Origin of the sequence: Pseudoalteromonas sp. DY56-GL22 (assembly GCF_041414715.1) — a bacterium.
Classification (GTDB): Bacteria; Pseudomonadota; Gammaproteobacteria; order Enterobacterales; family Alteromonadaceae; genus Pseudoalteromonas; species Pseudoalteromonas simplex.
This window is the reverse complement of sequence record NZ_JANHZR010000004.1, coordinates 409,428-422,651: the sequence shown is the minus strand read 5'-3', so window position 1 is coordinate 422,651 and position 13,224 is coordinate 409,428. Positions and strand designations below refer to the sequence as shown.

Annotated in this window: 10 protein-coding genes; 6 read left to right on the top strand and 4 right to left on the bottom strand. The window is 42.6% G+C overall.

Annotation, left to right across the window (positions count from 1 at the left end; genetic code table 11):
* Window positions 1-144: 144 nt before the first annotated feature.
* Window positions 145-1,314, bottom strand: coding sequence for an FAD-dependent oxidoreductase (locus NO991_RS12095; protein ID WP_300359935.1), 1,170 nt, complete (start codon window positions 1,312-1,314; stop codon window positions 145-147).
* Window positions 1,315-1,572: 258 nt separating this feature from the next.
* Here NO991_RS12095 and miaB point away from each other — a divergent pair, with 258 nt between their 5' ends.
* From miaB to lnt, 5 genes are read left to right on the top strand one after another with little or no spacing between them, the layout of a single operon-like run.
* Entirely contained in the window at window positions 1,573-3,018 is a 1,446-nt protein-coding gene (miaB, locus tag NO991_RS12090; RefSeq protein ID WP_054551657.1) for a tRNA (N6-isopentenyl adenosine(37)-C2)-methylthiotransferase MiaB, read from the top strand.
* A gap of 49 nt (window positions 3,019-3,067) precedes the next feature.
* Entirely contained in the window at window positions 3,068-4,120 is a 1,053-nt protein-coding gene (locus tag NO991_RS12085; RefSeq protein ID WP_054551658.1) for a PhoH family protein, read from the top strand.
* Window positions 4,117-4,572, top strand: coding sequence for an rRNA maturation RNase YbeY (gene ybeY, locus NO991_RS12080; protein ID WP_054561820.1), 456 nt, complete (start codon window positions 4,117-4,119; stop codon window positions 4,570-4,572). The genes NO991_RS12085 and ybeY overlap by 4 nt, the downstream gene beginning before the upstream one ends.
* Window positions 4,573-4,594: 22 nt before the next feature.
* Window positions 4,595-5,479 carry a CNNM family magnesium/cobalt transport protein CorC gene (gene corC, locus NO991_RS12075; RefSeq protein WP_054551660.1) on the top strand — a complete coding sequence of 295 codons (885 nt, stop codon included), beginning with the start codon at window positions 4,595-4,597 and terminating at the stop codon, window positions 5,477-5,479.
* Window positions 5,460-7,007 carry an apolipoprotein N-acyltransferase gene (gene lnt, locus NO991_RS12070; RefSeq protein WP_300359929.1) on the top strand — a complete coding sequence of 516 codons (1,548 nt, stop codon included), beginning with the start codon at window positions 5,460-5,462 and terminating at the stop codon, window positions 7,005-7,007. Before corC ends, lnt begins: the two co-directional genes overlap by 20 nt.
* 37 nt (window positions 7,008-7,044) lie before the next feature.
* Here the strand turns inward: lnt and NO991_RS12065 are convergent, their stop codons facing one another.
* The 3 genes from NO991_RS12065 to NO991_RS12055 form a co-directional block, all read right to left on the bottom strand.
* Window positions 7,045-7,521 carry an FKBP-type peptidyl-prolyl cis-trans isomerase gene (locus NO991_RS12065; protein WP_054551662.1) on the bottom strand — a complete coding sequence of 159 codons (477 nt, stop codon included), beginning with the start codon at window positions 7,519-7,521 and terminating at the stop codon, window positions 7,045-7,047.
* Window positions 7,518-9,920, bottom strand: coding sequence for a Lon protease family protein (locus tag NO991_RS12060; RefSeq protein ID WP_054551663.1), 2,403 nt, complete (start codon window positions 9,918-9,920; stop codon window positions 7,518-7,520). The genes NO991_RS12065 and NO991_RS12060 overlap by 4 nt, the downstream gene beginning before the upstream one ends.
* A gap of 69 nt (window positions 9,921-9,989) precedes the next feature.
* Complete coding sequence (locus NO991_RS12055) at window positions 9,990-10,448, bottom strand: zinc ribbon-containing protein (protein ID WP_054551664.1); 459 nt, start codon at window positions 10,446-10,448, stop codon at window positions 9,990-9,992.
* 186 nt (window positions 10,449-10,634) lie between these two features.
* Here NO991_RS12055 and leuS point away from each other — a divergent pair, with 186 nt between their 5' ends.
* The gene (gene leuS / locus NO991_RS12050; RefSeq protein ID WP_300542524.1) at window positions 10,635-13,223 is read left to right on the top strand and encodes a leucine--tRNA ligase; all 2,589 of its coding nucleotides are present in this window, start codon (window positions 10,635-10,637) and stop codon (window positions 13,221-13,223) included.
* Window position 13,224: the final 1 nt, after the last annotated feature.

The window sequence follows — 13,224 nt, the reverse complement described above, 5'->3', positions numbered from 1 at the left end:
AAATCAGAAATTTTTAACGCAGGTAGCGACAGGTTTAATCCCTCAAAATGATTAAGTATTATTGCGGATTGGTATTAGCACAAAAAAACGGGCTAATTTTCATTACCCCGCTTCTTTGCCTTTTGTACGATTAATTTTTTACTATTAACTTAATGTCCCGCTAATCGCATATTTTAAAACCCAGTTCTTTGCAGGGCCTGTGTTATTGGCAAGCTTTAAAAACTTACTGCGCACCCAGCTCAGTGGTTTAATCTCGTTTGAAAAACCAAAATAACACGCATCCATCATACTCATCATTAGTAAATTAGCGTAGCGGCGTTTTTTCTCGTAGCGCTTTAATAACGCTTGCTGACCAACATCAAGTTGATCTGCCAAAATATCTGCCAGTGCTACAACATCTTGAAAGCCTAAGTTTACACCTTGCCCAGCAAGCGGGTTAATTGTGTGCGCCGAATCACCCACTAAAACTAAACGTCCGTGCGAGTAATCATTGGCATGTTGGCGTGCAAGTGGAAAAACAGCATGCTCAAGTAATTCAAAGTCGCCCGGTAGTTCAGGGAAATGTTCAATGAGTTTTGCTTTAAGTTGCTCATTCGACATTGTTTGCCACTGCTTTAAAACCGCAGCATCGTGATAACAAATTAAATTAGCATAAGGCGCTTGCATCGGTAGAAACGCCACAGGCCCGGTTGGCGTAAATTGTTGCCACGTTTTTACCTGCTGTGGGGCATCTAATTTGATTAACACGCCCATGCAATGCTGGCCATATTGCCAACCCGTTACACCTAAACCAGCTTTAGTTCGCAATTGTGACTGTCCACCATCTGCAGCAACAACTAAATCAGCGGTATATTGAGTATCGCCATAATGTAAGGTGATTGAATCAGCCGTTTGCGTAATATCCGTGATGGCAGATAACTGCTCTATCACTTCGATGTCATACTTGGCGAATTGCTGCCAAAGACTTGCTTGAATTAAATTATTTTCGATTAAATGACCTAAATGCGTTTCGCCAATCTCATGACTATCAAACAATAAATTTTCGCCTTGTTGCTGGTAGGCCTCTAATTGTTGATAAGGTGCGATACGATTTTGTCTTAGTAATGGCATTGCACCAAGCTCATCAAGTAAATTCTCTGAAAAACGATTAATAGCCGAAATGCGAATATCTACCTTATCTGAGCTTAAAATGTGATCAGCATCGATAAGGTGCTTTTCAATAACTGTGACATCCCTACCCTGCTTGGCCAGTTTTACAGCAGTGGCAGCACCTACCATGCCGCCACCGACAACAATTACCTTATTTTTATTCATTTAATATTCGCTCATTTGGCTATTTAAATACGAGATAAATTGTAACGTAATTCAATATTGCGTGTCAGTGCATTTACTGCTTATGAATTTCAAAACAGTGACTTGTTTGATTTCACACCACAAAGATAAAAACTATACTTGGATCTGTGCGGGTATCCAGCTAAAATACGCGTCCTTTAAGTCGGCATACTTGCCACTTAATCCTGTTTCTAACACATTTTTGTGTCACTACCGAATTGAAAACGAGGCTATATTTCAATGAGTAAAAAGCTGCATATTAAAACCTGGGGTTGTCAGATGAACGAGTACGACTCTCAGAAAATGGCTGATCTACTAGATGCGACTAACGGCTATCAGTTAACTGAAGAAGCTGAAGATGCTGACGTGATCTTACTCAATACCTGTTCAATCCGTGAAAAGGCACAAGAAAAAGTATTCCATCAGCTTGGCCGTTGGAAACTATTAAAAGACGACAAACCAGAATTAATCATTGGTGTTGGTGGCTGTGTTGCATCACAAGAAGGTGACTCAATTCGTCAACGTGCGCCGTTTGTTGATGTAATCTTTGGCCCGCAAACATTACACCGCTTACCTGAAATGATTAAGCAAGTGCAAAGTGGCGACAGCAGCTCGGTAGTTGACGTTTCATTCCCTGAGATTGAAAAGTTCGACCGTTTACCTGAGCCAAAAGCGGAAGGCCCAACTGCATTCGTATCAATTATGGAAGGTTGCTCTAAATACTGTACATTCTGCGTAGTACCTTACACGCGTGGTGAAGAAGTAAGCCGCCCACTTGATGACGTCTTACTTGAAGTTGCCCAACTTGCAGAGCAAGGTGTTCGCGAAGTAAACCTACTTGGTCAAAACGTAAATGCGTATCGTGGTGAAACTCATGACGGTGAAATTTGTTACTTCTCTGACTTACTACGTTATGTCGCTGCGATTGACGGTATTGACCGCATTCGTTATACCACATCGCACCCTGTAGAATTTACGCCAGATATCATTGATGCGTACGCAGACGTACCTGAGCTTGTTGACCACCTACACTTACCAGTGCAAAGTGGTTCAGACCGTGTTCTTAACCTTATGAAACGTGGTCACACTGCACTAGAGTACAAATCTACGATTCGTAAGTTACGTAAAATTCGCCCTAACCTAAGCATGTCTTCAGACTTCATCATTGGTTTCCCAGGCGAAAGCAAAGCGGACTTTGAAGCAACTATGAACCTTATCAATGATATTGGTTTTGATATGAGCTTTAGCTTCATCTACAGTGCGCGCCCTGGTACGCCTGCTGCTGATTTACCAGATGACGTAACAGAGCAAGAGAAAAAAGAACGTTTATACATTCTGCAAAACCGTATCACGCAAATGGCGCAGCAAATCAGCCGCCAAATGTTTGATACCGAACAGCGTATCCTAGTTGAAGGTCCTTCTAAGAAGAATCCAATGGAATTACGTGGCCGAACTGAGAACAACCGAGTGGTTAACTTTGAAGGCCCTCACTCAGTGATCGGTCAATTCGTTGATGTACGTATTACAGAAGCATTGCCAAACTCTTTACGTGGTGAATTAATTCGTACAGAATCAGAAATGAACTTACGCCGTGATGTGGCACCTTCAGCTATTTTAAATAAAGCTGCTGAAGCTGAAGCTGCTACGGCCCCTAACGAAATTGGCGTTGCTACTTTCGTACCTTAGGGTGACACTTGGTGCAGGCACAGCCTGCACCCATCAATAGGAAGCAATTTTGAGTAATCAGTTAAAAACATTAGAGATTTATTTAGAACCCGCCGACAACAAACGCCTTTCATCTTTATGTGGTCCGTTTGACGAAAACATTAAGCAAATTGAACGCCGCCTTGGTGTTGAGATTGCTCACCGTGATAATTTCTTCAGAGTAACCGGTAAACTGCACCTTGCAGCAGCGGCTGTTGAGATACTAAAAAACCTCTATATTGAAACTCAACCTATTCGCGGCCTGATTGGCGAGATTGAACCTGAAGCCGTACACTTGGCAATTAGCGAATCAAATGCGCTAGAGCAAGATGAAAACCCAGGCGTATATGGCAAAGACATGGTGATTAAAACTCGCCGTGGCGTTATTAAACCGCGCAATGATAATCAAGGCGTGTATGTTGCAAATATTTTGCACCACGATATTACCTTTGGTATTGGCCCAGCCGGTACAGGTAAAACTTATTTAGCGGTTGCTGCTGCTGTTGATGCCTTAGAGCGTCAAGAAATTCGCCGTATTTTATTAACTCGTCCTGCGGTTGAAGCTGGTGAAAAACTAGGCTTTTTACCGGGTGACTTAAGCCAAAAAATCGACCCGTATTTACGCCCTCTATACGATGCATTATTTGAAATGCTGGGTTTTGAGCGTGTAGAAAAGCTAATTGAGAAAAACGTGATTGAAGTTGCGCCCCTTGCTTACATGCGTGGTCGTACGCTAAATGACGCGTTTATTATTCTCGATGAAAGCCAAAACACCACAGCAGAACAAATGAAAATGTTCTTAACCCGTATTGGTTTTAATTCAAAAGCGGTGATTACGGGTGATATTACACAAGTCGATTTACCGCGCGGTGCCCGCTCAGGCCTACGTCATGCCATCGAAGTATTAAACGGTGTCGATGAAATTAGCTTTAACTTCTTCCAATCACACGATGTGGTTCGCCATCCGGTTGTTGCTCGTATCGTTGAAGCTTATGAGCGAAACGATGAAGCAGAACGTTTAAAACGTGCAGAGAAACAACGTGCGAAAGAAGCGCAAGCAAACCAACAAGAAGCAAACTCGTGACCGAATTAGATTTACAAATAGCCTGTGAGTTTGACGACTTACCAAGCTTTGAACAATTCCAGCTATGGGCTGACAAAGCCCTTAGCAACTACCGTGAAGATGCAGAGCTGACTATAGTGGTAAGCGATGAAGCACAAAGCCAGCAGCTCAACAATGATTACCGCGGCAAAGATAAACCGACTAATGTCTTATCTTTTCCATTTGAAGCACCACCGGGCATTGAGTTACCTTTAGTAGGTGATTTAATCATTTGTCCGGCTATTGTTTTAGCCGAATCAATTGAGCAAGAAAAAACCTTTCACGACCATTTTGCCCATATGGTTATCCATGGATGCTTGCATTTACTTGGATTTGACCATATAAAGGACGAAGATGCACTTGAAATGGAAAGCATAGAAAAGCAATTACTTGCCGATCTGAACATCGCTGACCCATATCGAGACGATATTTAAATTAACGGAGCAATTAGACGCAATGAGCGACGACAACTCGCAAACTAGCCAGGGTTCTTCTGGCAAAACGTGGCTGGGCCGCATAGCCCAAATGTTGCAAGGGGAACCCCAGAATAGAGAAGAGCTGGTAGAAGTAATTGCCGATGCGCAAGAACGCGACCTTATCGACCCTGAAACCAAGGATATGATTGAAGGGGTGCTAGGTGTATCAGAGCTGAAAGTGCGGGACATCATGATCCCACGCTCGCAAATGGTAACCTTAGAGGTTGATACACCATTAGAAGAGCTATTACCTATGATGGTTGATTCAACACATTCACGTTTTCCTGTGGTATGTGAAGACAAAGACCATGTTGAGGGTATTTTATTAGCAAAAGATTTATTACCACTGATCATCAATAAAGATGAGCAACTGCCTTCTTTACGTGAATATTTGCGTCCTGCAGTTGTAGTGCCTGAAAGTAAACGTGTAGACACGCTGCTTAATGAGTTCCGTCAACAACGTTACCACATGGCGATTGTTATTGATGAGTATGGTGGCGTGTCTGGTCTTGTCACTATCGAAGATATTCTTGAAATCATCGTGGGTGAAATCGAAGACGAGCACGATGAAAGTGAAGACCTACAAGATATTCGCCAAGTTGCAAAACACGTTTACGCTGTGCAAGCGTTGACTGAAGTTGATGACTTTAATGAGTATTTTAAAACCGGTTACAGCACCTCAGATGCTGACACCATAGGTGGTATTGTTTTACATGCATTTGGCCACATGCCAAGCCGTGGTGAAACAATCGAGGTAGAAGGCTTACAATTTAAAGTCACTAACGCAGATAACCGCCGTATCTTACAATTGCAAGTCACCATTCCAAAGGCTGATGATAACGACAGTGAAGAAACTGCTAACTAACCTAAGTCACCTTGCAAAAGATAAAAAAGCCTGGCTCGCACTTGTTGCGGGCCTCTTTTTAACCTTAAGTTACGCACCCTATAACCTATGGTTTATAACTTTTCTTTCCCTTGGTGCTCTACTCTACTGCATTAACCCTCTCGCAAACGGTAAATTAGCCGCTAAACAAAGTGCTAAATATGGCTTTATATTTGGTTTAGGTTGGTTTGGTGCAGGTATAAGCTGGGTGCATGTATCAATAGCGACCTTTGGTGGCATGCCATTAATCGCATCACTTTCGTTAATGGTGCTGCTTTGTGCTTATTTAGCCCTTTATCCTGCATTAGCTACTTGGCTGACAACACGCCTTGCTACAGGCCCATATAGCTTTATATGTTGGTTACTCGCCGCTATCGCAACCACAGAATACTTACGTGGCACATTGTTAACAGGCTTTCCGTGGCTGAGTTTTGGTTACACGCAAACAGACAGCCCACTTAATTTTTTAGCCCCAGTGATTGGTGAGTTTGGGATTACGCTTGTATGTATGTTAATTGCGTTTGCTTTATATCGCCTAGCAAGCAAAGATGGCAAACCACTTATCGCCTCTGTAGCCCTATTAGCTGGCTTATATACGATTGCAAGCAGCAACCAGCTACACTACCAAGATAAAACCATTAAAACTGTACTGGTGCAGGGTAATATTAAACAGCATCTTCGTTTTGAGCCGTCTGAGTTTTGGACGACTATGAGCAAATACCAAGATATGACTCGCCTGCATTGGAATGCTGATTTAATTGTTTGGCCAGAAGCTGCTGTGCCTGAGCTTGAAGCATTATCAACCGAGTATTTAACAGGCCTTGATAGTGCTGCAACGTTTAATGACACCGCGCTTATTACCGGTATCGTTGATTACCAATACGACACGCGTAACATTTTTAATACCTTAATAGTGCTTGGTAAAAAAGAACACGATGACAGTGAAGGCCACTATCAATATTTAGGTAAAAACCGCTACCAAAAGCATCAGTTATTACCCATTGGTGAGTTTGTGCCGTTTCAGGACTTCTTGCGCCCAATTGCGCCACTGTTTGATTTGCCTATGTCCTCCTTTACCCGTGGTGATGAAGTGCAAAACAATTTACGCGCAAATGGCTTAAACATTTTACCGGCTATTTGCTATGAAATTGCCTTTTCTGAGTTGGTTCGTGGTAATTATCGCAGTGACTCCGACATTTTATTCACGGTGAGTAACGATGCATGGTTCGGTGACTCACATGGCCCGCATCAGCACATGCAAATAGCGCGTATGCGCGCCTTAGAGTTACAGCGCCCGCTAATTCGCGTGACCAACAATGGTATTAGCGCCGTTTACGACCCTATCGCTAAATCACAATTAGCTATGCCACAATTTAAAGCGGATGTACTCGAAGCCAATATCACGTTAATTAAAGGCGATAGCATTTATAGTCAATATGGCAATTGGCCAGTATGGGCGGTAGTGATATTACTGAGCGCTGTGGGTGTATTTGTAAGGATTAAGAAATAACAATTAAAAAAGGCTTCATAATGAAGCCTTTTTACATTTAAGATTCTATCTTTATCAACTCTACATCAAATATAAGTAGCGAGCCTGCAGGAATGCTGCCGACGCGTTTACGGCCGTAAGCAAGCTGAGGCGGGATATAAAAGGTAAATTTATCTCCTTCGCTCATGAGTTGTAAGCCTTCGGTCCAGCCTGCAATGACTTGGTTTAAACCAAAGCTAATTGGTGAGTTTCTTACCACTGAACTGTCAAAAACACTGCCATCCATAAGCGTACCGTGATAGTGAACCTTTACTTTACTGGTTGCACTTGGCTTTGTGTCATTACCAGAACTTTGCTCAATTTTGTATTGCAGCCCAGATGCGGTTTCATGAATATCGTCGGCTTTACTATTATTCGCTAAAAAGTCCGCGGCGAGTTTTTCATTTTCAAGGGCTTGTAGCTTCGCTTTTTTACTATTTTTAAAGATTAAAAAACAAAAAATACCAATGATCAGTAAAAGTATTAAATTAATCATTCTGCGTCCTTCTCATCATCATTGTCGCCATTTACGATATCTGCAATATTGGCAAGCCTTGCTAAGGCTAGCGCGTTAATAGAGCCTTCAGGGTAACCTTCTGCGGTCATTTCACCTGCGTCTTTATCCATTAATAAGCTGAGAGCTTGATCAACCGTTTCAACGGCATAAATATTAAAGCGCCCTTTTTCAACCGCATCGAGTACTTCGTCATCAAGCACTAAATTAACTTGGTTTGATTTAGGAATAATCACCCCTTGCTCACCGGTTAAGCCACGCATTTTGCAAAGCTTGAAGAAGCCTTCTATTTTCTCGTTTACGCCACCAATTGATTGCACATCACCATGCTGGTTAATTGAACCTGTCAGTGCGATAGACTGGCTAATAGGTAAGTTCGTAATGGCCGATATAAGCGCGCACAGCTCTGCTAATGAAGCGCTATCACCGTCGATGTAGCCATAGCTTTGCTCTATTGCGATATTGGCACTGAGCGTTAGGCTAAATTGCTGAGCATACTTATTACCTAAGTAACCCGTTAATAGCATCACCCCTTTTGAGTGAATGGCTTTGCCTAGCTCGGCTTCACGTTCAACGTCAATTACGCCATCTGCACCTGCGTATACAGTGGCTGTTATGCGTGCAGGTGTACCAAATGAGGTATCGCCAATATGCAGCACAGTTAAGCCATTTACTTTGCCCACTGCGTGACCTTCGGTTGCAATTAAAATTTGCCCCTCTTTGATATCACTCAGCATGGTTTCTGAAATTTGCCCTGTGCGGTATTGCTTACCAACAATGGCTTCATCTATGTGATGAGCATCAATCACTGTTTGGCCATCTTGTTTGGCATAAAAACTGGCTTCTGCCACTAACTCTAATACATCAGCAAAACGAGCTGAGAGTTTGTTATGGTGCTCAGCTTGGCGATAACTAAACTTTAGTAATCTTGCCATTGCAGCTTCATTTACGGTGCAATTAAGTGTTTGCTGACAATATTCAGTCACCTTGGTAATGAACTGATATTGCAGTTTATCGCTACTTGGTAAGTAATAATCAAAGTCAGCAAGTACACGGAATAACTCTGCAAACTCTTCGTCATATTCACCAATGGTGTAATAAAGGTCGCGAGAGCCTAGCAGCACTATTTTTACATCAAGAGGAATAAGCTGCGGACGTAACGTAAAGCTGCTTCCCACAGAGCTGTCTTGATAGGGTAAGTCGTTTTTGATTTGATGCGTTTTTAAAGAAAGCTTAAGGCCATCCCACACTTGCGGGTTCGCCATGACTTTTTCAGCATCCATAATCAAATAGCCACCATTAGCACGGTGCAATGCACCTGGCTGAATTGAGCGGTAACTGGTGATAAGCGAGCCTTGTGAGGTCGCATATTCAATTTTGCCGAAAATATTGCCAAAGGTCGGGTTTGGCTCATACACCACAGGGGCTGCATCGCCCTCTTTGTATTCGACTAGAATATTTGGCGCAAAGAAGTCTGTGAGCATCCCTTTACGGTCAAAGTCTTCTTTATTTTCGTCGTTTTCATCATCGTCGAGCCATTCAAGTACCGCATCGATGATTTCTTCACGAATATCTTTTAAATAACGCAACACACCGATGTGCGTCGCGTATTTATGTTCAAGGGCTTTAATGAGTGGCTTAGTGGCAAGCTCAGCAGTTGATTTTTTAAGGTTACGTAGTTTTTCAGATGACTCTCGCTTCCAACGAGGAAGCTCAATCAGCGCTTCGATTAATGCGTCTTCAAGCTTTTCGATAACCTCATAAAACTCAATACGCAGTGGCTCATCAAGGGCTGAAAATTCACTGTCGCTCAGTTGTTTACCATTCACTAAAGGCGCAAATCCCACAACACCATTTTCTTCAATCAATGCTACGCTTTGCTCAAGTGCTGCAATTTCAACAGCAGTAATTGCCGCATCGTAAGTATCGGTAAACTCACGGTCGATTGATTTTTTCTTGCGTTGATAACCTGGGTTATCAAAAGCTGCTGGGAATGTATCGAGTACTTCGTCGATAAATGAATCTATATCGTCAGCTAACTGCTTTGATTGGCCTGCTTGCATGAATAACGCGATTGGCTCGCGGTGGTCATCATAGTTGTTAACATACAACCACTCATTAGGCGTTGGGCGGTCTTTTGAATGAGCCGTGAGTTTGTCTTTTACTAAGGTGTAACGACCATGAGCCGCTTCACCCATGACATAAACATTGTAACCCGGTAATTCCATTCCGAGTGAAAAGTCGAGGGCACTTTGTGCACGTTGCTGACCAATAAATGGCAACGCTTCTGGATATGGGTTTTGCATACAAGTCGCAACATGACTTGCTGCAATCTCAGGTGCTAACGCAGAAACAGGTAGTGGGATTAGTTTTTTTGTCATTCTAACTTCTTATTTCCCAGTCTTGACTGGGCATTATAGGTAACGCCCAGCACAAGCCTGCGTCACTGATTAAGGTTGTAATGCCTTACGGCGAAAATAAATACCGCCACATTCAGTACAAGGAGTAATTTGCGTAGCATGGTAAACATCGTAACTATGCTGACAATTTTTACATACTAATGTGCCCATGGCTATCCATTCTCCCTCTTGATAAACACCATTATGTTGAAAATCTTGATTTAAGGCTTGCCATTCGAGCTGGGTTTTATCTTCAATGTGCGATAACTCGTACCAAAGCGACTCTTTAAGCTCGAGCCATGCGAGTGAATCATAGTGACTGTCGTTTTCTTTGATGTGGTCGATATCGCGTTGTAGATAGTCACGATACTGATTGAGCTTTTCTTGTCCTAAGTCTTTAAGTGCTTGCTCTGATTCAACAAATTTTTCCATTGCATCTTTTAGCTCATGATCTTTTACATCTTTGAGCCATGCACTTAAATCGCTCAACCAAGATTTATAATCTGCCATCGTTTACTCCTTCAAAAATGATGAAAAATCAACCGTTATTCTAGTTGAGTATAGGTTAACCTGCCCTGAAAATATATTTCCTTGGAAAATTAACAAAAGCGCCTATTTGCCGCTGTGATTAGCATGTATTTTGGGTTATCCTTATCGACAATTTTTTATTAATTTGCAAGAAGTCTGGAATCGTAGATGCAAGAGCAATATAACCCGCAAGACATTGAGTCAAAAGTACAAGCCTACTGGGAAGAAAACCAAGTATTTAAAGTCACTGAAGATGAGAGCAAAGAAAAGTATTACTGTCTATCTATGTTCCCATACCCAAGCGGCCGACTCCACATGGGTCACGTTCGTAACTACACCATTGGTGACGTAGTATCACGCTTCCAACGCTTGCAAGGCAAAAACGTAATGCAACCTATGGGTTGGGATGCGTTTGGTCTACCTGCTGAAAATGCGGCAATCAAAAACAACACAGCACCTGCTAAGTGGACTTACGAAAACATCGATTACATGCGCGACCAGTTAAAGCAATTAGGCTTTGGTTATGATTGGGATCGTGAAATCGCAACATGTCACCCAGAATACTACAAATGGGAACAGTGGTTCTTCACTAAGCTTTACGAAAAAGGCTTAGTATACAAAAAGATGTCAACAGTAAACTGGGATCCAGTTGACCAAACTGTACTTGCTAACGAACAAGTTATTGATGGTCGTGGTTGGCGTTCAGGTGCCATTGTTGAGCAAAAAGAAATTCCACAATGGTTCATCAAAATCACTGATTACGCACAAGAGCTACTAGACGATTTAGATAAACTTGATCACTGGCCTGAGCAAGTTAAAACCATGCAGCGCAACTGGATTGGTCGTTCTGAAGGTTTAGAAATCGAATTTAAGCGTGCCGATAACGAAGATACATTCAGTGTTTATACAACGCGCCCAGATACCTTCATGGGTGTGACGTATGTAGCAGTTGCTGCTGGTCACCCTATTGCACAAGAAGCCGCTAAAAACAGCGACGCTGTAGCTATGTTTGTTGATGAGTGTAAAAACACGAAAATCGCTGAAGCAGACATGGCAACCATGGACAAAAAAGGCATTGCAACTGGCTTTTATGCGATTCACCCATTAACAGGTAAGCAAGTACCGATTTGGGTTGCTAACTTTGTATTAATGGATTACGGCTCAGGCGCAGTTATGGCCGTTCCTGCACATGACCAACGTGACTACGAGTTCGCATCAGCTTATGGCCTTGAAATTGCTCAAGTAATCGAACCAGCTGCAGGCTCTGAAGAAACGGTTGATTTAGACAATCAAGCATACACAGAAAAAGGCGTGTTAGTTAACTCAGGTGAGTTCGATGGTCTTGAGTTTGAAGCAGCATTTAATGCCGTTGCAGACAAACTAGAAGCGCTGGGTGTAGGCGAGCGTAAAGTTAATTTCCGTCTACGTGACTGGGGTGTTAGCCGTCAGCGTTACTGGGGTTCTCCAATCCCAATGTTAAGCGACGAAAATGGTGATGAACTTGCTGCAACAGAAGACATGCTGCCAGTTCGCTTACCAGAAGACGTGGTAATGAATGGTGTTACTTCACCAATCAAAGCTGATCCTGAGTGGGCTAAAACAACGGTAAATGGTGCGCCTGCATTCCACGAAACTGATACCTTCGATACCTTCATGGAATCGTCTTGGTACTACGCTCGTTACTGTAGCCCACGTTTTGACGAAGGCATGATTGAACCAGGTGCAGCAAATTACTGGTTACCAGTAAACCAATACATTGGTGGTATTGAGCATGCGATCTTGCACTTACTTTACTCGCGTTTCTTCCACAAACTATTACGTGACTTTGGTTTAGTAAACTCAGATGAGCCATTTGAGCGCTTATTATGTCAAGGCATGGTACTAGCTGATACTTTCTATCGTAAAGATGAGAAAGGCGGTGATATCTGGATTTCACCAACAGACGTACAAACTGAAACAGACGACAAAGGTCGTGTTGTTAAAGCGTGGCACAAAGAAGATGGCGAGCCAGTATTCTCTGCAGGCATGAGCAAAATGTCGAAATCGAAAAATAACGGTATCGACCCACAACAAGTTATCGCCCAGTACGGTGCAGATACAGTACGTTTATTCATGATGTTTACAGCACCACCAGAGCAAACTCTTGAATGGTCTGATTCAGGTGTTGAAGGTGCAATGCGTTTCTTAAAACGTATTTGGAAATACGCTGTTGATGTAGAAACAGTAGGTTATCAAGCGCTTGATAAGTCAGCGTTAAATAACGACCAAAAAGTACTTCGCCGTGAACTTCATAAAGCAATTGCAAAAGTGACTGATGACGTTGAACGTCGTCAAACATTCAACACTGCAATCGCTGCAATCATGGAAATTTCGAACAAGTTACTTAAAGCACCACTTGCTGATAAACAAGATGTAGCAATTGCTAACGAAGCACTAGAAGCATTACTTATCATGCTTGCGCCTATCACACCGCACATGTGTCACCAGTTATGGCAAGACCTTGGCAAAGAAGGCGACATCTTAGATGCAGCATGGCCAACAGTTGATGAGTCAGCACTTGTTGAAGATGAGAAGCTAATCATTGTACAAGTTAACGGTAAGCTACGTGCTAAGTTAACAGTGCCTGCTGATGCAACCAAAGAGCAAGTTGAAGCATTGGCATTTGCTGAAGAAAACGTGACTAAGTTCACTGAAGGTGCGACCATCCGTAAAGTAATTTACGTACCTGGCAAACTACTTAACGTGGTTGCTAACTAAG